Source organism: Mycobacterium bourgelatii (assembly GCF_010723575.1).
GTDB lineage: Bacteria > Actinomycetota > Actinomycetes > Mycobacteriales > Mycobacteriaceae > Mycobacterium > Mycobacterium bourgelatii.
In genome coordinates this window covers 1,585,191-1,610,909 of sequence record NZ_BLKZ01000001.1, presented here as the reverse complement: position 1 = coordinate 1,610,909, position 25,719 = coordinate 1,585,191, and the positions used below count along the sequence as shown (strand labels likewise).

At 64.7% G+C, this 25,719-nt stretch carries 19 protein-coding genes and 2 pseudogenes; 12 read left to right on the top strand and 9 right to left on the bottom strand.

Going from position 1 to position 25,719, the window contains the following annotated elements; all coding sequences use genetic code 11:
* Position 1 precedes the first annotated feature (1 nt).
* On the top strand, positions 2-778 hold the full coding sequence (locus tag G6N68_RS07340) for an enoyl-CoA hydratase/isomerase family protein (RefSeq protein ID WP_163709765.1): 777 nt from the start codon (positions 2-4) through the stop codon (positions 776-778).
* Complete coding sequence (locus G6N68_RS07335; RefSeq protein ID WP_163709762.1) at positions 775-2,073, top strand: acyl-CoA dehydrogenase family protein; 1,299 nt, start codon at positions 775-777, stop codon at positions 2,071-2,073. Before G6N68_RS07340 ends, G6N68_RS07335 begins: the two co-directional genes overlap by 4 nt.
* 5 nt (positions 2,074-2,078) lie before the next feature.
* Here the strand turns inward: G6N68_RS07335 and G6N68_RS07330 are convergent, their stop codons facing one another.
* Positions 2,079-3,044: a phosphotransferase family protein gene (locus G6N68_RS07330; protein WP_163709759.1), complete on the bottom strand. Its 966-nt coding sequence runs from the start codon at positions 3,042-3,044 to the stop codon at positions 2,079-2,081.
* Position 3,045: 1 nt separating this feature from the next.
* Positions 3,046-3,846 carry an SDR family NAD(P)-dependent oxidoreductase gene (locus G6N68_RS07325; RefSeq protein WP_163709756.1) on the bottom strand — a complete coding sequence of 267 codons (801 nt, stop codon included), beginning with the start codon at positions 3,844-3,846 and terminating at the stop codon, positions 3,046-3,048.
* A 147-nt stretch (positions 3,847-3,993) separates the two neighbouring features.
* On the opposite strand from G6N68_RS07325, the gene G6N68_RS07320 reads away from it, so the two are divergent.
* Positions 3,994-4,638 carry an HD domain-containing protein gene (locus G6N68_RS07320; RefSeq protein WP_163709753.1) on the top strand — a complete coding sequence of 215 codons (645 nt, stop codon included), beginning with the start codon at positions 3,994-3,996 and terminating at the stop codon, positions 4,636-4,638.
* Here G6N68_RS07320 and G6N68_RS07315 read toward each other — a convergent pair.
* A complete protein-coding gene (locus G6N68_RS07315) occupies positions 4,635-5,081 on the bottom strand; it encodes a DoxX family protein (protein WP_163709750.1) in 447 nt (148 codons plus the stop codon). The genes G6N68_RS07320 and G6N68_RS07315 overlap by 4 nt on opposite strands.
* A gap of 126 nt (positions 5,082-5,207) precedes the next feature.
* Between G6N68_RS07315 and G6N68_RS07310 the strand changes: the two genes are divergently transcribed.
* On the top strand, positions 5,208-5,531 hold the full coding sequence (locus G6N68_RS07310) for a DMT family transporter (RefSeq protein WP_163709746.1): 324 nt from the start codon (positions 5,208-5,210) through the stop codon (positions 5,529-5,531).
* Positions 5,532-5,546: 15 nt separating this feature from the next.
* Here the strand turns inward: G6N68_RS07310 and G6N68_RS07305 are convergent, their stop codons facing one another.
* Positions 5,547-7,730, bottom strand: a complete 2,184-nt coding sequence (locus G6N68_RS07305) for a PPE family protein (RefSeq protein WP_163709743.1) — start codon at positions 7,728-7,730, stop codon at positions 5,547-5,549.
* A gap of 383 nt (positions 7,731-8,113) precedes the next feature.
* On the opposite strand from G6N68_RS07305, the gene G6N68_RS07300 reads away from it, so the two are divergent.
* Positions 8,114-10,549 carry a glycogen/starch/alpha-glucan phosphorylase gene (locus tag G6N68_RS07300; RefSeq protein ID WP_371871681.1) on the top strand — a complete coding sequence of 812 codons (2,436 nt, stop codon included), beginning with the start codon at positions 8,114-8,116 and terminating at the stop codon, positions 10,547-10,549.
* 7 nt (positions 10,550-10,556) lie between these two features.
* Here G6N68_RS07300 and G6N68_RS07295 read toward each other — a convergent pair whose 3' ends face one another.
* The 3 genes from G6N68_RS07295 to G6N68_RS07285 are packed head-to-tail and all read right to left on the bottom strand — an operon-like array spanning position 10,557 to position 14,782.
* On the bottom strand, positions 10,557-12,329 hold the full coding sequence (locus G6N68_RS07295; RefSeq protein WP_163709737.1) for a serine/threonine-protein kinase PknD: 1,773 nt from the start codon (positions 12,327-12,329) through the stop codon (positions 10,557-10,559).
* Between the two features lie 54 nt (positions 12,330-12,383).
* The gene (locus G6N68_RS07290; protein ID WP_163709734.1) at positions 12,384-13,853 is read right to left on the bottom strand and encodes an amidase; all 1,470 of its coding nucleotides are present in this window, start codon (positions 13,851-13,853) and stop codon (positions 12,384-12,386) included.
* A gap of 44 nt (positions 13,854-13,897) precedes the next feature.
* A complete protein-coding gene (locus tag G6N68_RS07285) occupies positions 13,898-14,782 on the bottom strand; it encodes an HpcH/HpaI aldolase/citrate lyase family protein (protein ID WP_163709732.1) in 885 nt (294 codons plus the stop codon).
* A gap of 158 nt (positions 14,783-14,940) precedes the next feature.
* On the opposite strand from G6N68_RS07285, the gene G6N68_RS07280 reads away from it, so the two are divergent.
* The 4 genes from G6N68_RS07280 to G6N68_RS07265 all read left to right on the top strand — a co-directional run bounded on the left by G6N68_RS07280 (position 14,941) and on the right by G6N68_RS07265 (position 19,224).
* Complete coding sequence (locus G6N68_RS07280) at positions 14,941-15,687, top strand: alpha/beta fold hydrolase (protein ID WP_163709728.1); 747 nt, start codon at positions 14,941-14,943, stop codon at positions 15,685-15,687.
* 21 nt (positions 15,688-15,708) lie between these two features.
* A complete protein-coding gene (locus G6N68_RS07275) occupies positions 15,709-16,077 on the top strand; it encodes a hypothetical protein (RefSeq protein WP_163709725.1) in 369 nt (122 codons plus the stop codon).
* A gap of 3 nt (positions 16,078-16,080) precedes the next feature.
* Positions 16,081-16,926, top strand: a complete 846-nt coding sequence (locus tag G6N68_RS07270) for an enoyl-CoA hydratase/isomerase family protein (RefSeq protein ID WP_163709722.1) — start codon at positions 16,081-16,083, stop codon at positions 16,924-16,926.
* A 447-nt stretch (positions 16,927-17,373) separates the two neighbouring features.
* Positions 17,374-19,224 (top strand): PE family protein, encoded by a 1,851-nt coding sequence (locus G6N68_RS07265; RefSeq protein WP_163709719.1) that lies wholly within the window; start codon positions 17,374-17,376, stop codon positions 19,222-19,224.
* Positions 19,225-19,298: 74 nt separating this feature from the next.
* Here G6N68_RS07265 and G6N68_RS07260 read toward each other — a convergent pair whose 3' ends face one another.
* Entirely contained in the window at positions 19,299-19,544 is a 246-nt protein-coding gene (locus G6N68_RS07260) for a TetR/AcrR family transcriptional regulator (protein WP_163709716.1), read from the bottom strand.
* A gap of 197 nt (positions 19,545-19,741) precedes the next feature.
* Here G6N68_RS07260 and G6N68_RS07255 point away from each other — a divergent pair, with 197 nt between their 5' ends.
* Both G6N68_RS07255 and G6N68_RS07250 read left to right on the top strand, forming a co-directional pair.
* Positions 19,742-20,749 (top strand): glycoside hydrolase family 6 protein, encoded by a 1,008-nt coding sequence (locus G6N68_RS07255; protein WP_163709713.1) that lies wholly within the window; start codon positions 19,742-19,744, stop codon positions 20,747-20,749.
* 114 nt (positions 20,750-20,863) lie between these two features.
* Entirely contained in the window at positions 20,864-24,043 is a 3,180-nt protein-coding gene (locus tag G6N68_RS07250) for an AAA family ATPase (RefSeq protein WP_163709710.1), read from the top strand.
* Here G6N68_RS07250 and G6N68_RS07245 read toward each other — a convergent pair.
* Positions 23,985-24,257 (bottom strand): annotated as a pseudogene (locus G6N68_RS07245) (integrase core domain-containing protein); the annotation flags it as partial. The gene G6N68_RS07250 and the pseudogene G6N68_RS07245 sit on opposite strands and share 59 nt — an antisense overlap.
* 136 nt (positions 24,258-24,393) lie before the next feature.
* On the opposite strand from G6N68_RS07245, the pseudogene G6N68_RS07240 reads away from it, so the two are divergent.
* A pseudogene (locus G6N68_RS07240) lies at positions 24,394-25,709 on the top strand (IS256 family transposase).
* The last annotated feature ends 10 nt before the right edge of the window (positions 25,710-25,719 follow it).

The following is a 25,719-nucleotide window of genomic DNA, read 5'->3' as shown; positions in this document are numbered from 1 at the left end:
TGTGACAGACACCCTGCAAGTAACCCGCCCGCGCGACGGCGTTGTCGTCGTGCAGCTCAATCGCCCCGACCGACTCAACGCCATCAACCAGACGATGCAAACCGGACTGGCCCAGACCCTGGCCGATTTGGGTGCCGACCGTTCGGTGCACGCCGTCGTGCTCACCGGAGCCGGCCGCGGTTTCTGTTCAGGCATCGATCTGCGCAACTTCGGTCCCGACGTACCCGAAGCCACCGCGCCGGTGCTCGAACGCATGCGCTTCCAGGAAAGCATGGCCGCGCTCCCCGAGGCCATCCGACAGCTGCCGCAGCCCGTCATTGCCGCAGTCAATGGGCCGTGCGTCGGTGCCGGATTCGCGCTGTTCCTCGCCAGTGACATCCGGATCTGTTCTGCGACAGCATCATTTGGCAACGCCGCGATCCTGCTCGGACTCTCCGGCGCGGAGATGGGTATGAGCTATCACCTGCCGCGCATCGTTGGGACCAGCGTTGCCGCCGACTGGATGCTCACCGGTCGGACCGTCTCCGCCGAGGAGGCAGAACGGCGGGGACTGGTGAGCGAGGTCGTCACGCCGGACGGGTTGATCGACCGTGCGCTGGAGTTGGCGACACAGATCGCCGGCCTGGCTCCGTTGGGCGTGCAGCTCACCAAGCGCGCGCTGCAACTCAATACCGACGCCAACAGCCTCTCCTCGGCGCTGGAGCTCGAGAATCGCAATCAGGTGATCACACACGCGACCGACGACGCCGCGGCCCGCCGAAAGAGGTGGTCTTCATGACGTGGGATTTCTCCACCGACCCGGAGTGGGCGAAGCAACTCGAGTGGGTCGAGGACTTCGTCCGCTCCGAGTGCGAGCCAATCGACTTGATCGTCAAGGAATCCCACGATCTCAACGATCCGGTGCGCCAGGCTCTGATACCGCCGTTGCAGCAGATCGTGAAGGAACGCGGGCTGTGGGCCACCCACCTCGGGCCGCACCTCGGTGGACCGGGTTTCGGCCAGGTGAAACTCGCACTGCTGAACGAGATCCTGGGACGTTCGGAGTGCGCGCCGATCGTATTCGGCTCGCAGGCACCCGATTCCGGCAACAGCGAGATCCTTGCCCACTACGGCACACCCGAGCTCAAGGCGCGCTACCTGGAGCCGCTGTTGGACAACCGCATCGTGTCGTGCTTTTCGATGACCGAGCCGCAGGGCGGTGCCGATCCGAAGGTCTTCCGCACCACGGCCGTCCCCGACGGAGATCATTGGGTCATCAACGGCGAGAAGTGGTTTTCGTCGTTCGCGTCCCTGGCATCGTTCATCATCGTGATGGCGATGACGGATCCCGATGCACCGCCGTACGAGCGCTACTCCATGTTCGTCGTTCCCGCAGACACGCCGGGTATCAACGTGTTACGCGATGTCGGACTGGGGTACCAGCCGTACGGCGGCGGTGGTCGGGAAGGTTATGTCCGCTATGAGGATGTGCGGGTACCGGCCGACCACATGTTGGGTCCGCGCGGTGGTGCCTTCGTCGTCGCCCAGACCAGACTGGGCGGCGGTCGCATCCACCACGCGATGCGCACGGTGGGGCTGGTTCGGCGGATTTTCGACATGATTTGTGAGCGAGCGGTATCGCGATACACCCAGGGCGAGCAGCTGGCCAACAAACAGCTCGTCCAGGAGATGGTCGCCGACTCGTGGATGGAGATCGAGGCGTTCCGGCTGTTGACTCTGCAGACCGCTTGGAAGATCGATCAGTTCAACGACTACAAGGCGGTGCGGGCCGACATCTCCGCGGTCAAGGCGATGATGCAGAAGGTGCTGCACGACGTGTCGGCGCGGGCGCTGCAACTGCATGGCTCACTGGGAACCACGCACGAGATGCCGTTTGTGCAATACCTGGTGGAGTCGTTCGTACTCGGCCTGGCCGACGGCCCCACCGAAGTGCACAAGGTGACGTTGGCCCGGCTGCTGCTCAAGGACCGACCCCCCGCACCGGATCTGTTTCCGTCCGAACATCTGCTGCGGCTGCGGGCCGCCGCGGAGGCGAAGTTCGCCGACAAGCTGGCCGGCATTCCCCGCGGCTAATCCGGCTAGTCCAGCAGCGAGCTTGCCCGCGCCAGCAGCCGCGGCAGCACGGGTGCCATGTCCTCCAACTCGGCTCGCGGCGAACGCTTTCGACGATTGTGCTTGATGATGAGCGACCAGGTGGCGGTGGACTTGAAACACGCCAGCGCGCGGAACCAGGACAGGTCGTCCAGAACCGCCGGCCCGCCACCCATCTCGTCGGCGTAGATCCGTGCCAGCTCGTCAATCGGCGGCGCGATGCCGGCGGCCTCCGGAACGCGTTGGTAAGTGTCGGGGTCGCTGTTGATCAGGAACCAGCCGAGGTCGATGCGCGGGTCACCGACCGTCCAGATCTCCCAATCGATGACCGCGCAGATCTGGGCGCCCATCGCAAGCATGTTGCCCAACCGGAAGTCACCGTGTATCACGCAAGGGCGCACCGCCGTTGGCGCGCGCTGCAGCAACGCCTCCTGCACGTCCTGCCAACCGGGCACGAGCGCCGGATCGACGGTCCGCAACGCGTTGCACCAGCGATGGACCTCTGCGATTGGTTCCACGGCCGGTTCGTCACCGAGTCCGATAGCGGCCGGCACCAAACCGTGCAGGGCGGCCATGACCCGGCTCGCGTTGCGATAGCGCTCCGTCACGTCGGACAGTGGCGTGTCGCCTGTGACGCCGCTGAAGAGCGGCTCGACGCATTCGCCGTCGACCCGCGACATCACGAACAGCGGGGGCAGAGCGTCGTCCTCCCAAAGCACTTCGGGCACCGGAACCGGTGTTCCGGCAAGCGCTTTGATGACGCGGGCCTGGCGCAGCACGTCGCGGTTCGCGATCGGCTGCACGCCCGGTGGCGCCACCTTGATCACCACCGCCCGGCCATCCCGCGCGCCGGTGAAGGTGAGGCTGGACGCGCCACCCCCGAACGGGATCAAGTCGGTGATACCGGCGCCGCCCAGGCGCCGTCGCAGCACATCGAGGACGATTTCGGTCATTTCAGCCGACCGGATTCGTCCAACCGACCTCGGCCAGGAATGCCTGGGTATGCGCGATGCGCCCGGTCAACGTCTTCGGGTCTCCGGTGCACAGCCGGTATGCCGTCTCGGTGATCAACTCGATGTCCTCGGTGTCGGTTTTGGCCAGGTCCAGCGTGCCCGCCCCCGGGGTCGCCACTGGATTGGTCGGAGCGGCGGCATTGACGGCGATGCCGTCGTCGTGGAGTTCGGCCGCAAGGCTTTTCGTCAGCCGATTGAGCGCCGCTTTGGCGGTTCCGTACACGCCGAATCCGGCGGTCCGGTCGAATTCGGAGAAGGGCGGACCGGGAGGCAGGTCCCCGCCCACCGAGGTGACGTTGAGAATCCAGCCGCGGCCGCGCTCGCGCATCGCCGGAATGGCGAGCTGGCTCAGGTGTAGCGGGCCGAACAGGTGCATCTCCATCATCAGCCGGACCCGCTTGTCCGGGAAGCCATCCAGCGGCCGCAGGAAGGTCACCGCTGCGTTGTTGACCAGGATGTCGGGGGCGCCGACGGCCTCTGTCACTTCGGCGAAAAGCCGTTCCCGCTCTTCGGGTTTGGACAGGTCCGCCTGGATCGCGACGGCACGGCCGCCGGCCGAGGTGATCTCATCGCGCGTCTGGCTGAGCGAACCCTGGTACTTGGGATCGGGATCCATGGTGCGGGCGGTGAGCGCCACCGTGGCGCCCCGCTCGGCCAGCCGGGTGGCGATGGCCTTGCCCAGCCCGCGGCTACTTCCGGTCACCAGGGCGACGAGGCCGTCGCACCGTTGGTCTGCGGTCAATGCTTCTCCAAGACGATCCCTTGGGACGGACGAACCGAAGTATAGGCATGACGACCATCGCGCCGTGTCGATCGTGTCCTAATTCGTGGGGGGCATGTCATTTTAGCCACTCACCCGGTTTGCCCTCACGCTCCTAGCGTGATCACCATGACGCACACACCGGTAATCCCCGCATTGATCGACACCACCATCGCCCAGGCCGCCGTCCGCTTGGCCCAATCCACCGAATCCGCCTCGGTGTTCAACCACAGCGTGCGCAGCTACCTGTTCGCCGAATTGCTCGCCGCACACGAAGGCATGCACGCGGGCGCCGAATACGACAGTGAAGCCTTGTTCTTGGCCTGTGTACTGCACGATCTCGGTGCCGGGTCCGCGGCCCCCGGCAAGGCGCGATTCGAGGTCGAAGGCGCTGACCTGGCGGCTGCCCTACTGACCGAGCACGGCTACGACCGTGCGACGGTCGACACCGTGTGGGAAGCCATCGCCTTGCACACTTCCTTCGGCATCGCCGACCGACGAGGACCCGTCTGCTATCTGGTGAACAGCGGCGTGGGAATGGATTTCGGCCGCAACGCCGAGTTGGTGGATGACCAGATCGCCGATGCTATTCACGCCCGCTACCCGAGGCTATCCATGGCCACCACGCTGCTGGACTCCATCACCGAGCACGCACAACGCAGCCCGGAAGCAGCGCCGCCTTACTCATTCCCCCTCGGCGTGCTGCAGGAACGGCGCACCAACGGGATCACCGTCGTGGAACAAATGGCGGCACTGGGTCGCTGGGGCAGCTAGGTTCTGCGCATCCGGCCGGCGGCCCGCGCCCGGAGCACCGCATCGAGCGAGTAGCGCCCGCCGCCCGTGAAGACCAGCAGGAAGAACGCGAAGCAGAAAAGAATCGCCAGCGCTCCCCCGTTGCCCTGCGGCGGGTCTGCGATGGGTATCAACGCCTGGGGTTGATGCATCCAGAAATACGCGACTGCCATTTCGCCGGAGGCGATGAATGCAGCGACGGGGGTGAACAACCCCGCCGCGATCAGCAGCCCGGTGGTGACTTCGATGAGGCCGGCGTACGTACCGGGCCACGACCAGAAGCCAACGAAGAACTTGGTGCGGACCGGCCAACCGAACAGGCTTATCGACCCGTATCCAGCAAAGAGCAGGCCATATACCAGCCGGAAGAGACTCAGCACCACCGGTGAGTAGCTGGTGAGGCGGACGCCGAGGTTGCTCGCCATGAATCCACGTTAGCCACCCCGCCACCCGACTTTCCTCGCGAGCGTGCGTGTCAGCGCGCGACACGCCGGTGAAACTCGTACCTACGCGCACGCTCGCCCAGGGCGCCTTGTAGACAAGGGGGCGTGTTGGCTTATCTTTTCCTGCTCGGCGCGATCTTCGCCGAAGTGGTCGCGACCAGTCTGCTCAAGAGCACGGAAGGCTTCACTCGACTGTGGCCGACGGTGGTGTGTCTCTTGGGTTACGGAATCTCGTTTGCTCTGCTTTCGGTGTCGATCTCGCGCGGCATGCAGACCGATGTTGCCTACGCGCTCTGGTCGGCTATCGGTACAGCCGGCATCGTGCTTATCGCCGTGCTGTTCCTGGGCTCGCCCGTGACGGTGGCAAAGATCCTCGGCGTCGGGCTCATCATCGTGGGCGTTGTCACGCTGAACCTGTCCGGGGCGCATTGACCCCGTCAGACGTCATCAGAAGAAGCCGAAGAAACCCGACTGCCTCGGTCTCGTGTTAAACGCCCCGGAGTCGCCGTCACCGGAATTTCCGAAGCCCGAGCCGCTGCCCGGTACGGAATTGCCGATGCCCGAGCTGTGCTGGCCCGAGTTCCAGAATCCGGTGTTGTAGTAGCCCGAGTTGAAGAAGCCGATGTCGTGTCGGCCGGTGTTCAGCGCGCCCACGCGAAAGCCCTCGCCGCCCATGTTGAAGAAGCCGGTGTCGGTGCCGGTGCTGCTCGAGTTGAAGAAGCCGACGTTGTTCGCGCCGGCCCCGGAATTCCCGACGCCCGAGTTGTAGCCCCCGCCGGCGATATTCGCAAATCCCGAATTGAAGTTGCTGGTGTTGAAAAAGCCCGAGTTACCGGTGCCCGCGTTGCCGAAGCCTGAGTTGCCGCTGTAACTGCCCGCACCGCCCACGCCGGTGTTGACGTTGCCAGCATTCAAGAAGCCGGTGTTGGTGTTGCCCGAGTTGAACAAACCGGTGTTCGTGAAGCCGGTGTTGAAGAAGCCGGTGTTGCCGGCTTGCGCAGCTACTCCCGGCCCGAACACCGGGTTGGTGTTGTTGCCGCCGGCATTGAAGGCGCCGGTATTGCCGACGCCGGCGTTGGACCAGCCCACGTTGCCGAATCCCGCGTTGAACGAACCCACGTTGTGGTTGCCCGAGTTAAGGAAGCCGACGTTATGACCGAACAGTTCCGTGCCGCCGGAGTTGATGGCGCCCAGGTTTCCGTTGCCCGCATTCGCCGTGCCCATGTTGGTGCTGCCGGCGTTGAAGGAGCCGGTGTTGAAGCTGCCCGCGTTCCAGTAGCCCGTGTTGGCGTTACCCGAGTTGCCGATGCCGGTGTTGAAATCCCCGGAATTGATCGCACCGAAGTTGGTGCTACCCGTGTTCGCGAAACCCACGTTGCGGCTACCGGAGTTGAAGAAGCCGGAGTTGTCGGTGCCGGAGTTGAAAAAGCCGGTGTTGCCGCTACCGGAGTTGAACCCGCCGAAGCCTATCTGGTTGTCGCCGGTCAGTCCGATGCCGATGTTTCCGTTGCCGGTGTTGGCCAAGCCGAAATTGCCATTGCCGGTGTTGCCCAGGCCGATATTGAAGCTGCCGTCGTTCCCAAACCCGAGATTCCAACTGCTGGCGCTGAAACTGAACCCGCCGATTCCGATCTGGTTGTTGCCGTTGAGCCCGATACCGATGTTGTTGCTGCCCACATTGCCTAGGTCGACGTTGTTGACGCCAAAATTGCCGATCCCGAAGTTGTAGCTGCCGCGGTTGCCGGCGCCGACGTTGTAGAGGGACGCCGCGGGATTGGCAGCAAGGACACCGGCCAGGTTTCCGTTGCCCAAGCCGATGTTGCCGGTACCGACGTTGCCAATACCGAAGTTGAATTCGCCGATGTTCCCGGTGCCGAAGTTGAAGCGCGCCGCGCCCGGGAAATTCAAGCCGTCGGCCACCATCGCGGCGTTGCCGTTGCCGGCGCCGAAATTGAACGAGCCGTAGTTGCCCAAGCCGAGGTTGCCCACGCCGCCGCCCGGGCCGCTGTTCCCGGCGCCGAAATTGAACGTGCCGAAATTGCCGCCGCCCACATTCCAGTCGCCGATGTTTCCCAGCCCCAGGTTCGCGCCGATGTTGAACACCGGCAGGGTTCGTAGCGCCTCCTGCCAGGGAATCAACTGCTCAGCCGCCGCGGATACCCCGGCGTGATAACCGAACATCGCGGCCGCATCCTGGGCCCACATCTGCTCGTAGACGCCTTCGATGGCCGCAATCGCCGGCGCGTTGAAGCCGAACAGATTCGACCGCACCATCGCCACCAGCTCCGAGCGGTTGGCGGCCACCAGCCACGGGTGCACGGTTGCGGACTGTGCGGCCTCGAATGCCGCGGCGGCGGCTTTGGCCTGACTGGCCGCCACCTCAGTCTGGGTCGCGACGGCGCTCAACCACCCCGCATAGCGGACGGCCGTCGCGGCCATCGCCTCTGCCGCCGGCCCCTGCCACGGTCCGCCGACAAGCCCGGAGGTCACCGACTCGAACGCCGTCATCGCCGCGTTCAGCTCTTCGGCCAGCCCACGCCACGCCGTCGCGGCGGCCAGCATCGGCCCGGAACCGGCACCGCCGAACATCAGCGCCGAATTGATCTCCGGCGGCAGCACGACGAAACTCATGCGGGCATCGCCCCCTTGTCAGCATCCTTGTGGTCGACACGCACTGGAGGGCCTGCCCGCGAGGCCATGGTCGACGCTCGAACCTTACAGGCTGCGCGCGTTCGGCACGGGTCGATGGCCGAAAAACGCTGCAAATTGATTGGCACGCTGCCGAATACGTGCTGAGCAAGCCGCACCGCACAGAATTGTCGCCCGGCGGTGATCTGGCGTTCACGTTTCCGAGAGCGATTACGCGCCTGATGTGCAAACATCGCTGCCAAACCGACGATGATTACAGGCAGGGAGCGGGACACGCGATGACCGATGTGGAGCAGACCCCCACCAACGCAACCTCCGCTGGCGCGCCGGTGCGACCCGACCTGGTCGAGCCCACTCGCACCGGTATGCAGGCACCGGCACTGCAGCGCGCAATCACCGACCATCTCCGTTACTCGATTGGCCGCCCGGCCGCCGCCCTCCGCCCAGAGCACTATTACCGGGCGCTGGCACTGGCCGTGCGTGACCGCATGCAGGATCGCCGGGTTGCCTCGACGCAGGTCTCGCTCGATCTCGGCCGCAAAGTGACGTGCTATCTGTCGGCCGAATTTCTGATGGGGCCGCAACTGGGCAACAACCTACTGAACCTGGGCTTGGAGAAGGCCGCCAAGGACGCACTGGCCGCGATGGGCCAACGACTCGACGAGGTCCTGGCGTGCGAGGAGGAACCCGGGTTGGGCAACGGCGGCCTGGGCAGGCTCGCCGCCTGCTACCTGGACTCGCTGGCCACCCTGGAACGACCGGCGATCGGCTACGGCATCCGCTACGAGTTCGGCATCTTCGACCAGGAGATCCGTGACGGCTGGCAGGTGGAACAGACGGATAACTGGCTGGACAGCGGAAACCCTTGGGAGATCGCCAAACCCGATGTCAACTATCTGGTCAAGTGGGGCGGCCATGTTGAGCACTACACCGACGACACGGGCCGAGACCGCGTCCGCTGGGTGCCGGGCCTGATGCTCAAGGGCGTCGCGTACGACACTCCCATCCAGGGGTACGGCGTCAATACCTGCAACGTGCTGACCTTGTGGAGTGCGCGAGCCGTGAAATCGTTTGCGCTGGACGCCTTCAACACCGGTGATTACTACAAGGCCGTCGAGGACGAGGTCACCTCGGAGACGGTCACCAAGGTGCTCTACCCCAATGACGAGCCAGAGGCCGGCAAGCGGTTGCGCCTACTTCAGCAGCACTTCTTCGTTTCATGCTCGCTGCAGCACGTGCTGCACATCATGGACGACCTGGCCGACGTCTCGGTCAAGGAACTCCCCCAACGGTTTGCCCTGCAGCTCAACGACACCCATCCGTCGATCGGGGTCGCCGAACTCATGCGCCTGCTCATCGACGAACGCCACCTGGACTGGGACGAAGCCTGGGACATCACGGTCGCGACGTTCGGCTACACCAACCACACGCTGCTCCCCGAAGCGCTGGAGACGTGGCCACTGCAGATGTTTGGCGAGTCGCTACCCCGCCACCTCGAAATCATCTACGAGATCAACCGCCGCTTCCTCGACGAGGTGCGCACGAAATTCCTCGGCGACGCCGATCGCGTACGCAGGATGTCGCTGATCGGCGAGGAGGGCAATCGGTGCGTCCGGATGGCGCACCTGGCGACCGTCGGCAGCCACGCCATCAACGGTGTCGCCGCGCTCCACTCGGAGCTGTTGAAAGACAGTGTGCTCAAGGACTTTTACGAGATGTGGCCGGAGCGGTTCAGCAACAAGACCAACGGCGTGACGCCACGGCGCTTCCTCGCGCTGGCCAACCCGGGACTGCGCGAGTTGCTGGACCGAACCATCGGGGAGGGCTGGCTGAAGGATCTGGACCGCTTGCGCGGGTTGGAGGAGTTTGTCGACCAACCCTCGTTCCGCGAGCAGTGGCGCGACATCAAACGCGCCAACAAAGCGCGTCTGGCCCAGTTCATCCGCTCGGCGACGGGAGTCGAGCTGAACCCGGAATGGATTTTCGACATCCAGGTCAAGCGCATCCACGAGTACAAGCGCCAGCATCTCAACGTCCTGCACATCATCGCGCTGTACTACCGGCTCAAGCAGAACCCCGACCTCAAGATTCCGCCGCGCGCCTTCATCTTCGGCGGCAAGGCGGCACCCGGCTACTTCCTGGCCAAGCGAATCATCAAGCTGATCAACGCCGTCGGCGAGACGATCAACTCCGACCCGGAAGTCAACAAGTGCCTCAAGGTTGCCTTCATCCCGAACTTCAACGTGCAGAACGCGCACCTGATCTACCCGGCGGCCAATGTTTCCGAACAGATCTCCACCGCCGGCAAGGAGGCCTCGGGCACCGGGAACATGAAGTTCATGATCAACGGCGCGCTGACGGTCGGCACTCTCGACGGGGCCAACGTCGAGATCCGCGAAGAGGCCGGACCGGAGAACTTCTTCCTGTTCGGGCTGACGGTGCAGGAAGTGGAGGCGCTCAAGGCGAGCGGCTACCGCCCGGCGGACTACATCGAGGCCAACGAAGAGCTCAGCGCGGTGTTGGATCTGATCGCCGGCGGGACGTTCTCACATGGCGACCCCGAGGTGTTCCGCCCGCTGGTGGACAACCTGCGCTACGACGATCCCTTCCTGGTATGCGCCGACTTCGCGTCGTATGTCGAGTGCCAGGAACGGGTGAGTGCGGCGTGGCAGGACCGCGATGCGTGGACGAAGATGTCCATTCTCAACACCGCACGCAGCGGCAAGTTCTCCTCCGACCGCGCGATCGCCGAGTACTGCGAAGACATCTGGAAGGTCTGGCCGCTGACCGTGAAGATCTGAGCAAAGCTCACATCCGCGCCAGCGCCACCACCCGACGATTGCCCAGGTCGGCAACGTAAACAGTGCCGTTGCTGCCGACCGCCACACTGTCGGGCGAGTCCAGGCCGGTAAACGGGAGGACGTCCTGGTGGGTGGAACCGGGCGCCAATGCGACCACCCGGTTGTTGCCCGCGTCGGCGACGTACACCGTCCCTTTGCTGTCGACGGCCAAGCCCCCGGGCCGGTTGAGTCCGGTGAAAGGCAGGGTCGTCTGACGAGTGGATCCCGCCGGCAGCGCCACCACCTGGTGTGAGCCGTTGTCGGCCACATAGACGGTCCCTTTGCTGTCAACCGCCACCCCGGTGGGCTCGCCAAGATCGCTGAACGGCAACGTCGACTGGCTGGTGGAATTCGCGGCCAGTTTCACCACCCGGCGGCTGGGTCCGTCCGCTACATAGACGACTCCGCTGTCGTCCACCCACACGCCCCGGGGGCCTTCGAGCCCAGTGAACGGCAGGACGGTCTGACTGGTGGAACCCGCGGGGAGGGCCACGACCCGGTCGTTACTGAAATCGGCGACATACACGGTCCCCGCGCTGTCCACCGCCACATCGGAGGGGAAGCTGAGGCCCGTGAACGCCATTGTCGTCGGACCGGCGGCACCGTGGGCCAGGGCGAAGACTTGCTGCGAGGTGTCGTCCGCGACGTAGACGGTCCCGTTGCTCTGAACCGCTGCGCCGTAAGGAGATTGGAGTCCCGTGAAGGGCAGCGTCTGTTGATTCCGGGCCAGCTGGGTTTGCGTGTCTTGGTGCTGGGTACCGGTGCTGTCATTGTTGACCAGCGCGATGGCACCTGCCACGGCGATTACAGCGATCGCGACGGCGGGCAGCAGCACAACTTTGCGACGCCACCACCGGGCCTGTGCTGCGGCCGCCGTTTCCGCACCTTCCGCAGGTTTTTGCGGCCTCGGCTTGGATCGCCGACCCGGCGCCGCAATCGCCTGGCGGGCAGCCAGCGCCAACGCCATAGTGGTGGCGTACCGCTCATCGGGATCCTTGGCCATGCCCTTGGCGATGACGGCATCTAAGGCCTTCGGCACCCCAGGACAGTTGACCGACGGTTGCGGCGGCGGAGTATTGAGGTGGGCGGCGATCACCCCGGCCAAACCGACTGGAGCAAAAGGCGGCTTCCCGGTCAGGCACTCATACAACACACATGCCAACGCATAGACATCACCCCGCGCGTCGTCATGCGGGCTGTCGCCCAACCGCTCGGGCGCAATGTACAGAATGGTGCCGACGGTGCTTCCCGTGTGGGTCAACCGCGACTCGTCGAGGGCGCGGGCCAGCCCGAAATCGATCAAGTACGCAAAGTCGTCCTCATCGATCAACACATTGGACGGTTTGACGTCGCGATGCACCAAGCCGACCTTGTGCGCGGCGTGTAGCGCCTTAGCCACCTGGTCGACGACGCGCACCGCCCGCGCTGGGTCCAGCGCCCCCTCGGTCAGCAGCTGATGAAGATCACGGCCCTCCACCAGGCGCATGTCCACATACAGCCGTCCATCGATCTCGCCGTAATGGTGGATGGGGATGACGTGCGGATTGTTCAAGCGGGCTGCCGCATGGGCCTCGCGTAGAAACCGCGCCGCGAAATTGGAATCAGCGGCCAAATGCGGGGGCAACACCTTGAGTGCCACCACCCGGTCGGTCTCGGTGTCGAAGGCGCGCCACACTTCGCCCATGCCGCCGCGGCCCAGCAGCTCGACGACGCGGTAGCGCCCAAACTCCTTACCGTCCACGCGGCTCACAATACGCAGCGACTTGCGTGCCTTCCTGACATCGACCGGCAGGTGCTAGATCGGGGCGACCCGATCTCTCCACGGACTCGCCTGCTCGAGTTGGGCGGCGAGCTCGATGAGCAACGACTCGCCCGCCAGTGGCGCGACAAATTGCACACCCAGCGGCAGCCCGTCTGCGGTCCAGTGCATAGGCAGCGAAATTGCCGGCCTCCCAGTCAGATTGGCCAGCTGGGTGTAGGGCACCCAGCCGAGATTCGTGTCGACCATGTCGTCGATGATCTTGGTGTACCGCAGGAACCGAGCGGTGCGGGTCTTGATCAGCACGTCGGCCCCGCGCTGTAACACCGCGGGCAGGTCGAACTCGCCGATTTTGGGCGGCGGGGTGGCCAAGGTGGGCGTCAGCAACAGGTCGTAGGACTCGAAGAACGTGGTCAGGCGCCGCGTGTGCCCATGCCGGCGCTGAACGGCAGCCACGTAGTCGACCCCGCTCGTCGCCCGCCCGAGCGCGGCCATGATCAGGGTGTCCTGCTCGAAGGCGTCGTCACCGGCGCCGGTGAGTCGTTTCGCTTCGTTGACCTCCCAGGCGACAAAGACAAACCAGGTCAGCAAGAACTCCCGGGCCAGCGCGGCGTCGTCGTACGGCGCCTGCGGCAACTCCTCGACGTGATGACCGAGTTCGGTCAGGACCCGCGCCGCCGCCTCCACGGCCGCGAACGCCTCGCGGTGCGGCGTCGGGTTGATCGCGGACGGCACCCGGTAGCCGATCCGCAGTTTTCCCGGGTCGGCACCCACCCGCGAAGCGAACGACGCAGCGGGCAATCCCGGCACGAAAGGCCCGAAAGGCTCACCGCCGCTGATGATGTCGAGCATGGCGGCGGTGTCGCGCACCGAGCGCGACACGACGCCCTGTACCGCGGCGCCGTGCATAGACTCCGCCATTCCTGGACCCACGGGCGTCAGCCCGCGGCCCGGTTTCAGCCCAACCAGCCCACAGCACGCCGCCGGAATGCGGGTTGACCCGCCACCGTCGTTGGCGCCCGCACACGGCACGATCCCCGCGGCCACTGCCGCCGCGGACCCGCCCGACGAACCGCCGGGCGAGCGGCTGAGGTCCCAGGGGTTGCGCGCCGGCCCCCAGACAACGGGCTCGCTGATCGCCTTCGCGCCGAACTCCGGCAGGTTGGTCTTGCCGAAGATGACCAGACCGGCGTCGAGCCAGCGTTGGACGACGGTCGCGTGCTCGGCGACCGGGTGCGATTTCAGCGCGCGGGACCCCTGCGAGGTGGGCAACCCTGCGTAGTCCTGGGCGATGTCCTTGATCAGGAACGGGACGCCCGCGAAGGGCCCGGCGGGCACGTCTTCGGGCGTTGCGGGCACGTCGCGCACGATCGCGTTGATCTGCGGATTGACCGCCGTGGCCCGGTCCCTCGCCAGGGCGAGCAACTCTGTCGCCGACACCTCCTTGTCGGCGACCAGCTTCGCCAGTCCAGTTGCGTCGTACGTCCGGTACTCGTCGAAGTTCACTCCTCGACCGTACGTCGCCGGCTTCGGCGCCTACCTGCGGTCCGTCACCCGGTGTGCGCCTGCAATTCGGAGATGCGCTCAGCCAGCGCAAGAATCCGTTGTGCGTCACGTACATGCAGGCTTTCGATCATGCGGCCGTCGACGGTGATGACGCTTCGGCCCGCGGCCTGTGCCTGTTCGTAGGCCCGGACGATCTTGGCGGCGTCGGCTAGTTCCTTTTCCGACGGACCGAACACCTCATTGGCCGGGGCGACCTGAGAGGGGTGGATCAGGGTCTTGCCGTCGAAACCCATCTCGCGACCCTGGCGAGCCTCGGCGGCAAATCCGGCCTCGTCGGTGATGTCGTTGAAGACGCCGTCGAGGACGGCCTTTCCCGCCACCCGCGCACCCAACACGGCCAGCGCCAACGCGGGGACCACCGGTGCGCGTCCAGGTACGTGCAGTGCGTGCAGTTCATTCACCAGATCGTTGGTGCCGACCACCAGCACGGCCAAGCGATCACTGGCCGAAACGATTTCCTCGATCCGCAGGAACGCCCTGGGTGTTTCGATCATTGCCCACAGTTGCACGGATTTCGGCGCGCCCAGCCGGTCCAGGCTGGCGACCAACGCCTCGACCTGTTGGCCGGTATCGACTTTGGGCACCAACACGGCGTCGGCGCCGCATTCGGCAACGGCTGCCAGATCCTCTTCGTGCCAGTCGGTGCCTAACCCGTTGATGCGGACCACGACCTCGCGCGGTCGATACGCGTCCGACGAAACGGCCTCGCACACCTGCTGTCTCGATGTCGTTTTCGCATCAGGGCCGACGGCGTCCTCGAGGTCGAAGATCAACACATCGGCCGGGAGCGTCTTGCCCTTCTCCAGCGCCCGGGCGTTGTTGCCCGGAAGGTATAGGGCCGATCGGCGGGGTCGCAGCGTCGGCGCCATGACTCAATTCGCTTTCGTCCGTCGAACTCGGGGAGGCTCTCGCTAGCGTAGGGCAATCGTCCACGCCGTAGCCCATGTCCCTCGCGGCGTCTGCAACCGCTGTGATGTGCTAACAGGGCAAACTGCGGCTTTGTGACGCGATATGAGTGGAGGGCACTATGCCGGTCGTGTTCGTGCACGGCAATCCGGAGACCGACGCGATCTGGGGTCCGCTGGTGGATGCCCTGGGGCGTGACGACGTGGTGCGGCTGTCCCCGCCAGGATTCGGTTCGCCTTTGCCCGACGACTTTCCGGCGACCTACCTCGCCTATCGCGACTGGCTCGAGGACGCGCTCGAGCGCATCGACGGGCCGATAGACCTCGTCGGTCACGACTGGGGCGGCGGCCACGTCGTGAACGTCGTGATGCACCGTCCGGAACTGGTGCGCAGCTGGGCCAGCGATGTTCTCGGCTTGTTCGATCCCGAATACGTTTGGCACGATCTTGCTCAGGTCTGGCAGACCGAGGGCGCCGGCGAGGAGCTGGTTGACACCATGCTCGGCGGAACGATCGAGGACCGCGCCGCTCAGCTGGCCGCGCTGGGCATACCGCTGGATATCGCGGCCGACATCGCCGCGGCCCAGGGGCCCGACATGGGACGGGCGATCCTGCTGCTGTACCGTTCGGCGCGCCAGCCCGCGGTGGCCGAGGCCGGCCGTGAACTGGAGAAGGCGGCGGCCCGCCCGGGTCTGTCGATCTTGGCGACCGAGGACCCGTACGTCGGCACCGAGGAGCTTCGACGTCGCGCGGCCGCACGAGCCGGTGCTCGTACGGAAGTCCTTGACGGGCTTGGACATTGGTGGATGCTGCAGGACCCTGCCTCGGGCGCGGCGGCCCTGACCCGGTTCTGGGAAACGCTCGGTTGAGCGGTTAGGGAGGGAAACCCCGTGGCGAAGTATCTTGTGCTCTATTCGTCGAGTCACCGGACTGGCCAAGAACTTCGATGGCGACTAGCCGCTGATGCCGACCTAGAGATCGTGCGCAGGCGGCTCGATCAAGCTGTTCCTGGCGAATTCGTCAAGGTCCCCGTCGTTCTCGAAGACGAACTCCAGACCCTGCAGTTGCGTGTGCAGCCGCACCAATTCGGCGCATGGCTCGTGATAGACCTGCCCGACTTGAAGGACTCACCGCCACCGCTGGGGGCCGCACGCGCCCGGATGCCGGACTTCAGCCAGCTGTTCCGGCAGGTACGCGACGTTGCCGACAGTGTCCGTGAATCCAAACCACCGCCGGGTAAATCACCCCGGTTCCCGTGAGCCATGAACGACGAGTACCAACTTCTCAAGTCCAGCCAAGACGGTGCACTGCTCACCGTGGTGATCGATAATCCGCCGATAAATCTGTTCACTCCAACGCTTTTCGGTGATTTCGCGCATCTGTTCACCAATCTTGCGTCGAATCCAACGGTGACGGTGGTCGTGGTCAAGAGCGCGAATCCGGATTTCTTCATCGCGCACTACGACGTTTCCGAACTCCTGCCGTTGGCGACCGTCCCGCGTGCGGACGCGCTCGCCGCGATACGCGCGTTTCACTCTGTGTGCCAAGGCATTTCGCAATTACCCCAAGTGTTCATCGCCCAGATCGAGGGACGTGTCGGTGGGGGCGGTGCGGAGCTGGCTTCGTGGTTCGACATGCGGTTCGGCGTGCGGGGACAAACGCTGTGGAACCAGATGGAAGTGCCGCTCGGCATCATCCCAGGCGGCTCGGGAACGCAGCTCCTGCCCCGGTTGGCGGGACACGCTCGTGCGTTGGAAATCATTCTGGGCGGCCAAGATATCGATGCGGAGACGGCCGAACGCTGGGGACTGCTCAACCGCATCTACGAGGTCGCGGAGATCGACGCCGCGGTCGGTGCGCTGGCCCGGCGTATCGCGGCGGCACCGCCAGAGGCGGTGCGCGCGGCCAAACGCGCTGTCTACCAACGGGGCAACTTGGCCGAGCGGTTGGAAGCCGACGCCGAGCTTTTCGTGCAGGTGGCCCGGTCCGACGCCGCGCAGCGTCAGATGCGCGCCTTCCTGGACATGGGCGGGCAGACACCGGACGGTGAGAAGCACGTCGCCGAGCTGACTGAACGCCTGGTACGCGATTTCGCCGCCACGGACTGACGAAGCACCATTGCGGTGCACTTCGGAAATTGGATCACAGTTCAGGCGATTTTGGGCCGAACGTCGATCACTTCAGAGCCAGCCCTGGGCTGATCAGACTATTGACACAAACGTCAGGCACAGGTGATCAGATGTTGCTTCTAGCAAATATGTTTCTGTGCACCTTCCTAACCCACTGACTTGTTCCCGCCTGGCCTGCAGAACGGTCCTCGCACTGGGCACGCGAGCCGTTGACGACTGCTATCAAGCATCATGCCCAGTGGTTCACGCAGAGACCGGTGCACTTTGCACTAGCTGGCTTGGCGTTCAAAGCTTCCACATAACAACACTTAGCAAATGCCTAACCGCAAACACGCATTCGCCCGCCAGACCGTCATTAGGTTGGGGCCATCGCGCGGCAAAGTGGCCGCCCGCATTAATGAAATGGCAAATGCCAGGAGGTTAGTGATGTCGTTTGTGTTCACGGTGCCCGAGTTCGTCCAGACTGCGGCATCAGACTTGGCGAGTCTCGCGTCGACGATCAGTGAGGCCAACGCGGCTGCGGCCGCCCCCACGACGAGCCTCTTAACGGCCGGCGCGGATGAGGTGTCCGCAGCGGTGGCGTCGCTGTTTTCCGGGCACGCCCAGCTCTACCAACAGGTCAGCAAACAGGCCGCACAGTTCCACGCCCAGTTCATCGAGTCATTGACGAAAGCGGGCAGTGCGTACGCCACGGCCGAAGCCGCGAGTGTTGAAACGTTGCTGTCGGCCGCCGCATCCGACCTCGGAATCAACTACGGCTACGGCAATGTCGGCACCAACAACGTCGGCTTCTTCAACACCGGCGAGCTGAACCTGGGCATCAACAACCTCGGCATCGGCAACATCGGCCTCAACAACATCAGCCCCAACCCCAACAGCATCATGGCCGGCAACATCGGCGCCTTCAACAACGGCCTAGCCAACATCGGCCTCGCCAACACCGGCAGCGTCAACCTCGGCATCGGCAACATCAGCCCCCACTTCACCGTCGACCCCGCCAACCCGATGATGGGCAACTTCGGACTGCTCAACAACGGACTAGGCAACTTCGGCATCGCCAACACCGGAAACGGCAACGGGGGCTTGCCGATTGGGAACCTGGCCGGCCTCGGTATCGGTAACCAGGGCAATTTCAACCGCGGCTTCTTCAACATCGGCAACCACAACCTGGGCATCGGCCTCGTCGGCGACAACCTCATCGGCATCGGACCCCTGCACATCAACGCCGGCGCCCTGGGCGGCCTGCTACCCGCCGCATCGGATCTCGGAATCAACTACGGCTACGGCAACGTCGGCACCAACAACGTCGGCTTCTTCAACACCGGCGAGCTGAACCTGGGCATCAACAACCTCGGCATCGGCAACATCGGCCTCAACAACATCAGCCCCAACCCCAACAGCATCATGGCCGGCAACATCGGCGCCTTCAACAACGGCCTGGCCAACATCGGCCTCGCCAACACCGGCAGCGTCAACCTCGGCATCGGCAACATCAGCCCCCACTTCACCGTCGACCCCGCCAACCCGATGATGGGCAACTTCGGACTGCTCAACAACGGACTAGGCAACTTCGGCATCGCCAACGCCGGAAACGGCAACGGGGGCTTGCCGATTGGGAACCTGGCCGGCCTCGGTATCGGTAACCAGGGCAATTTCAACCGCGGCTTCTTCAACATCGGCAACCACAACCTGGGCATCGGCCTCGTCGGCGACAACCTCATCGGCATCGGACCCCTGCACATCAACGCCGCCAACGGCCTATTCGGGTTGCCCGCCGCCGCCTCCGACCTCGGAATCAACTACGGCTACGGCAATGTCGGCACCAACAACGTCGGCTTCTTCAACACCGGCGAGCTGAACCTGGGCATCAACAACCTCGGCATCGGCAACATCGGCCTCAACAACATCAGCCCCAACCCCAACAGCATCATGGCCGGCAACATCGGCGCCTTCAACAACGGCCTAGCCAACATCGGCCTCGCCAACACCGGCAGCGTCAACCTCGGCATCGGCAACATCAGCCCCCACTTCGCCGTCGACCCCGCCCGACCGATAATGGGCAACTTCGGACTGTTCAACAACGGCCTGCAAAACTTCGGCATCGCCAACACCGGCATCGGCAACGGCGGCTTCCCGATCGGCAACCTCGCCGGACTCGGCATCGGCAACAACGGCAACTTCAACCAAGGCCTATTCAACTTCGGCAACCACAACCTGGGCATCGGCCTGGTCGGAGACAACCTCATCGGCATCGGACCCCTACACATCAAGAGGTAGCGCCTTTAGCGCCTATACCAAGATTGCCGTCAGGGTCGTGGTTCCACATCACGCCCCTGGCGGCATTTTCGCCGTCAGGACGGGGCCGGTCCCACCAGAAGTTGGCGGATGACCGGTGCCGCCCACCGACTGAGCTCCTCCCGGCTCAGGTCCGCGATCGGTGTGACCAGTACGTACCTCGTGATGGCAAGCCCGATCACGAACGCCCCCATCAACCCGATCCGCTGAATGGGATGGTCCGGCGTGGCGGTGGCCAGTTTCGGCGCCACCCGTTCGGCGAACACCCGCCGCAGCGCATCGGCCGCGGCGTGGCTGGTCATCGCGGCTCAGTGGTAGTGACCGGCGTCGACAAGGGCAGCGAGACCGTGCACCTCAACGACAGCGGTAGCGAGCACGAGCCGACGAGCAGATTCCGCTGACGGTCTTCCTTCGCGCGTGGGAGTCCAGCGGCAGGCTGATGGCGGTCACTACCTAGGGACGGGTTGGCGATCGAAGCCCGGTCCGCTAATTTCTCGGGGTGATGTTCTCACCTGCTCGTGTGATCGCGCGATGGATCGCCCCGCTCGTCGCGGTTGCCACCATTGCCACCGTTGGAAGTCTTGCCCACCCCCCGCAGGTCGGTCCCGCGCCGTCGGTACGCCTCGCCAGCAGTGACGGCAACCCGCTGGCGGGCATGCCGTTCTACGTCAACCCCAACTCGGCGGCGATGCGGGCCGCGCAGCAGGCCAATCCGCCGAGTCCGGAGCTGACTCTTATCGCCAACACGCCGCAGGCGTACTGGATAGTCCCGGGCGGTTCGGCCGCCACGGTCGGTAAGTATGCGGGAGATGCGGCAGCCGCCGGCGCCCTGCCGGTGTTCTCGATCTACGGGATCCCGCACCGCGACTGCGGAAGCTATGCCGCGGGAGGTATGGGGTCTGGCGCCGCATACCGGGGCTGGATCGACGGCATCGCCGCGGGTCTGGGCTCCGCACCGGCAGCGGTCATCCTCGAACCGGATGCCCTGGCAATGGCCGACTGCCTTCAAGGTGATCAGCGCCAAGAGCGCTACGACCTGATTCGCTACGCCGTCGAGGCACTGACGCGGGATCCGAACGCTGCCGTGTACATCGACGCTGGTCACCTGCGTTGGCATAGCGCCGAGGACATGGCCGCCCGGCTGAACAACGCCGGTATCGCCCGGGCCCGAGGATTCAGCGTCAACACGGCGAACTTCTACACAACCGAGGACGAGACCGGCTACGGCGAGGCGATCTCGGGGCTGACCAACGGTTCGCACTACGTCATCGACACGTCGCGCAACGGGGTTGGACCGGCACCGGACCCCGACAACAGCTGGTGCAACCCCAGCGGCCGGGCGCTGGGCACTCCGCCGACAACCGCCACCGGTGGTGCGCACGCCGACGCTTACCTGTGGGTCAAGCGTCCCGGTGAATCCGACGGAACCTGCGGGAAGGGTGATCCTGCGGTCGGCACCTTCGTGACTCAGTACGCCATAGATCTGGCCCGCACCGCTGGGCGGTAGTCAGCTGGTTCGCCGAGCGGCGATATAAAGCCCACGTTGGCCCGCCCGCGGTGACACAATCTTTGATGTGGGCGAGGCTCGCGGGGGCACCGCGCCAATTTTTGCGGCGACGACATGAATGTCGTGAGATTGGCGTGTAGGTCATGCGGCGCGGAATTATTGTCGAGCGCGAAGTTCTGCAGCGAATGCGGTACAGCGGTTTCTCCAGCCTCGACACCGGCACCTGCTGAATACAAGCAAGTGACGGTGCTGTTCGCCGACGTGGTGCGCTCGATGGACATCGCCGCAGCCCTGGATGTTGAGCGGTTGCGCGAAATAATGACCGAACTGGTGGAGCGTTCGGCATTGGTGGTGCGCCGCTACGGCGGGACCGTTGAGTACAACGGCGACGGGGTCATGGCCCTGTTCGGGGCACCAATCGCGCTGGAAGACCACGCACTTCGCGCATGCCTGGCCGCACTCGCAATCCAGGAGGAGGCCGCCCAGTTGGCGGCAGAAGTGGCCAGCCGCGACGGCGTGGCCCTTCGATTGCGGGTGGGCCTTAACTCGGGCCGCGTGATCGCCGGTCAGATCGGTTCGGGGTCACTGGGTTACGCCGCGACCGGCGAACATGTCGGACTGGCACAGCGGATGGAATCGGCGGCGCCCCCCGGGGGGGTCGTGCTGTCAGACGCCACCGCGCAGCTGGTCGAGAACCTCGCGGTGCTCGCTGAACCGGAGTGGGTGCGCATCAAGGGGGCAGACGAATTGATGCGCGCGCGACGTCTGGTCCAGATCAACCCACGCGGTGGGCTGATTGATCGCGTCGAGGCCCGCCTGGTCGGTCGGCGCTGGGAACTCGCGGCCTTGGAGGCCATGGCGGAGCGAGCGATGGTCGCCCGCGGTTGTGTCGTAGCGGTGATGGGCCCGCCGGGCATCGGCAAGAGTCGCATGGCCCGGGAGATCGCGGCCCTGACCGCCGATCGAGGCATCGACGTCTGCTGGGCTTTCTGCGAGTCGCACGCCCGCGACATTTCCTTCGGCGTCGTCGCGCGGCTACTTCGAGCCGCCAGCGGGGTATCCGACCTTGACGGAGAAGCCGCGCGCACCCGGCTGCGAGCGACTGCGCCTTCCGATGCGGACCCGCAGGACTTGTTGCTGCTTGATGACCTGCTCGGCATCGCCGACCCCGGCGTACCGCTCCCCCAGATCGACCCCGACGCCCGACGACGCCGGATCACCGCACTGGTCAAGACGATGTCGATGGCGCGCAGCGCAGCGGCGCTGTACCTCATCGAGGATGCGCACTGGATTGATGCGGTCAGCGAGTCGATGCTGGCCGACTTCCTCAGGGTCATCCCGCAGACCAAGGTGATGGTGCTGATCACCGCGCGCCCCGAGTATCAGGGCATGTTGACACGTGTGCCAGGCAGCCAGACGATAGCTCTTACCGCACTGGGCGATTCGGACACCGCGGCCCTGATCCTTGAGTTGCTCGGTCCGGATCCGTCGGTCAGCGAGCTGTCGACGGTCATCGCCGAGCGGGCTGCGGGTAACCCGTTTTTCGTCGAAGAGATGGTGCGCGAATTGGTGCAGCGCGGCGTGTTCGACGGTGAGCACGGTGGCTACATCTGTCGGACCGATGTCGCCGAAGTGACCGTACCGGTAACCGTGGAAGCGGCCATCGAGGCCCGCCTCGACCGGCTGTCCACTACGGCCAAGCGGACATTGAACGCAGCATCGGTAGTCGGGGCACGCTTCGAGGCGGGACTACTCGCGGCGCTCGGGATCGATCCGATGTTCCACGAATTGCTGACCGCCGAGCTGATCGATCAGGTGCAATTCGGCCCAAACCCCGAGTTCGCGTTCCGTCACCCGTTGATCCGCGCGGTGGCCTACGAATCACAGCTGAAATCCGATCGCGCAGAACTGCACCGACGCCTGGCGGCCGCAATACAAGAGTCTGCGCCCGGCGCGGTGGACGAGCATGCGCCACTGATTGCCGAACACCTTGAATCCGCAGGCGAACTGCACGCGGCGTACGACTGGCATTTGCGCGCCGCCACGTGGTCAACTAACCGCAACATCGCCGCCGCGCGAGTCAGCTGGGAGCGGGCACGCCTTATCGCCGACGCATTGCCTGCCGACGACCCCAACCAACTGACGATGCGCATCGCCCCCCGCGCCATGCTGTGCGCTACCGATTGGCAAGCCCAAGCACTACAGGAAGGCCAAGGCCGCTTCGCGGAGTTGCGGCAGTTGTGCACTGCCGCCGGGGATAACGTTTCGCTGGCCATCGGCATGTCCGGGCTGGGATCGGAGCTCCTGCTGGCCGGACGTTCGCGTCAAGGCTCGCGCCTGGCATCCGAACAGATGGCGTTGCTCGAGTCGATCGGCGATCCCAACCTGACCATAGGCCTGGCGTTCATAGCGTTCGTCAACTGGTTCAACACCGGCGAAGTCGACGAGATCCTACGGTGGTCGCAGTACCTCATCGACTTGGCCGCGGGCGATCCGTCAAAGGGAGCCAGTTTCGGCATTGGTTCGCCGCTGGCGATCGCGCTGACATTTCGCGGAATCGCTCGGTGCTGGCGGGGGGTCCCGGGATGGCGGCAAGACCTCGACGATGCCGTCACGATGGCCCGGAACAACGACCCGGCGACCCTCGGCATTGTCATTCCTTGGACCTACGGTCTGGCAGTCCGGTACGGGCCGATCCGGGCCGACGACGTCACGATGCGCACGTTTGAGGAAGCGGTGCAGACCGCCTTACGGGCGAGCAGCGATGTCGCAGTCCTCTTCACTGAGTACGCATTGGGTGTTGCGTTGCTGTGTCGCGACGCCGAGGCCGACCGTCGCCGCGGACTCGAACTCGCGGTGCAAGCCCTCGATTGGCAGCGCAGCCGGATGCCTTCCCTGGTCCCGACCAACGAATTGTTGATCAATTACGCCAGAGCCTGGTACGGCGATCGCGATGCTGCCATTCTCGATATGCGCAAAGCCCTGCATGAGCTAAACGTCGACGAGCGGGTCGGTTACGCGGTCTGGGGCACAAGCCTCCTGGTGGAGACGCTACTAGCGCGCGGCACCGATGCCGACCTGGTCGAGGCACAGCAGGCAATCGATCGATTGGCGAAAGTGTCGGCCGATGCGGCCTTACCCCAAATCACGCTGCTGCGCCTGCGCGCCTTGCAGGCCCACGCTCGCGGGGACGATGTTGCCTACCGTGAGGGGGACCCGTTTGATGGTCCAGTCGCTATGCGGCTTGCGGTTGGTGGGTCGTGGTCCACTGTAGGGCGAACTCGGCTGGGGTGAGCCCATTGTGGGCGGAGTGAGGCCGGTTGGCGTTGTAGTCGATTCTCCAATCTTCGATGATGATTTGGGCTTCTTGCAGGGAGTCGAAGCGCCAGGAGTTGAGTAGCTCGTCGCGCAGTCGGCCGTTGAATGACTCGATCCAGGCGTTCTGCCAGGGGGCTCCGGGATCGATGAATAGCGAGCCGGTGCCGTTGAAGCGGCACCAGTCGTTGACAGGAGCAATGATCAGAACTTGTGGATGAGCCTCGGCGAGGCGGCGTAGGAAAGGGCGCACCTTCCCGAGGATGATCTGAAAGTCCAGTAGCTCTGATCAAGACCGGCGTTGGCGCGCTGGTTGGGAAGGTACGCCCATGCTCACGGTAGTTCACGATGCCGATGAGGCCAACGGCAGCGAGGCCGGCCGGCGCTCGTTGTTGGATGAGATCGTCCGCGATGGTGCTCGGCAGATGCTGGCGGCGGCGTTGCGGGCCGAGGTTGCCGCCTACATCGACGCCCATGTCGGTGAGGTTGATGAGAACGGGCGCCGACTGGTGGTGCGCAATGGCTATCACCACGAGCGCGAGGTGCTGACCGCGGCGGGCGCGGTGACTGTAACTGCGCCGCGGGTCAATGACAAGCGTATTGACGTTGATTCGGGTCAGCGGCAACGGTTTTCCTCGGCGATCCTGCCGGCGTGGGCGCGGAAGTCACCGCAGATGAGCGAGGTGTTGCCGTTGCTGTACCTGCATGGGCTGTCCAGCGGTGATTTCGTTCCGGCGTTGGAGCAGTTCCTGGGCTCAGGTGCCGGTTTGTCGGCCACCACGATCACCCGGCTTACCGGTCAGTGGCAGGACGAAGCCAAGGCTTTCGGGCAACGCGATTTGTCGGGGACTGACTACGTCTACCTGTGGGTCGATGGCATCCACCTCAAGGTTCGCCTGGAGCAGGAGAAGCTCTGCTTGCTGGTGATGTTGGGCGTGCGCGCTGACGGCCGCAAGGAACTCGTCGCTTTGGCCGATGGGTACCGGGAGTCCACTGAGTCGTGGGCTGATCTGCTGCGCGATTGCCGTCGCCGCGGGATGACCGCCCCAGTGTTGGCCGTCGGTGATGGGGCACTGGGCTTCTGGAAGGCGGTGCGCGAGGTGTTTCCGGCTACCAGAGAACAGCGATGCTGGTTTCACAAGCAATCGAATGTTCTTGCCGCACTGCCGAAGTCGGCGCACCCGGGCGCGTTGGCTGCAATCAAAGACATCTACAACGCCGAGGATATCGATAAGGCTCAGGTCGCGATCAAGGCCTTCGAGGTCGGCTACGGTGCCAAGTACCCCAAAGCGGTCGCCAAGATCGTCGACGACGCCGATGTACTCCTGAGTTCTACAAGTACCCCGCCGAGCACTGGATCCACCTGCGCACTACTAACCCGATCGAAAGCACTTTTGCCACAGTGCGTTTGAGGACCAAAGTCACCAAAGGACCCGGATCGCGCGCCGCCGGAATCGCCATGGCCTACAAGCTGATCGACGCCGCACAGGCCCGCTGGCGGGCCGTCAATGCACCCCATCTGGTGGCTCTGGTCCGCGCCGGAGCCGTCTTCCACAAAGGCAAACTCCTCGAACGACCAACCGACATCACCCCGCCAGAACCATCCGCCGTCGAGGCCGCATCAGCCGGATCGGAGGTCGCCTGAAACACGCGGA

What these genes read in the sequence shown, in the direction of transcription:
- G6N68_RS07335 (WP_163709762.1), top strand. Translation starts at nt 775, where the DNA reads ATGACGTGGGATTTCTCCACCGACCCGGAGTGGGCGAAGCAACTCGAG.
- G6N68_RS07330 (WP_163709759.1), bottom strand. Translation starts at nt 3,044, where the DNA reads ATGACCGAAATCGTCCTCGATGTGCTGCGACGGCGCCTGGGCGGCGCC.
- G6N68_RS07320 (WP_163709753.1), top strand. Translation starts at nt 3,994, where the DNA reads ATGACGCACACACCGGTAATCCCCGCATTGATCGACACCACCATCGCC.
- G6N68_RS07315 (WP_163709750.1), bottom strand. Translation starts at nt 5,081, where the DNA reads ATGGCGAGCAACCTCGGCGTCCGCCTCACCAGCTACTCACCGGTGGTG.
- G6N68_RS07305 (WP_163709743.1), bottom strand. Translation starts at nt 7,730, where the DNA reads ATGAGTTTCGTCGTGCTGCCGCCGGAGATCAATTCGGCGCTGATGTTC.
- G6N68_RS07300 (WP_371871681.1), top strand. Translation starts at nt 8,114, where the DNA reads ATGCAGGCACCGGCACTGCAGCGCGCAATCACCGACCATCTCCGTTAC.
- G6N68_RS07285 (WP_163709732.1), bottom strand. Translation starts at nt 14,782, where the DNA reads ATGGCGCCGACGCTGCGACCCCGCCGATCGGCCCTATACCTTCCGGGC.
- G6N68_RS07280 (WP_163709728.1), top strand. Translation starts at nt 14,941, where the DNA reads ATGCCGGTCGTGTTCGTGCACGGCAATCCGGAGACCGACGCGATCTGG.
- G6N68_RS07270 (WP_163709722.1), top strand. Translation starts at nt 16,081, where the DNA reads ATGAACGACGAGTACCAACTTCTCAAGTCCAGCCAAGACGGTGCACTG.
- G6N68_RS07265 (WP_163709719.1), top strand. Translation starts at nt 17,374, where the DNA reads ATGTCGTTTGTGTTCACGGTGCCCGAGTTCGTCCAGACTGCGGCATCA.
- G6N68_RS07260 (WP_163709716.1), bottom strand. Translation starts at nt 19,544, where the DNA reads ATGACCAGCCACGCCGCGGCCGATGCGCTGCGGCGGGTGTTCGCCGAA.
- G6N68_RS07250 (WP_163709710.1), top strand. Translation starts at nt 20,864, where the DNA reads ATGAATGTCGTGAGATTGGCGTGTAGGTCATGCGGCGCGGAATTATTG.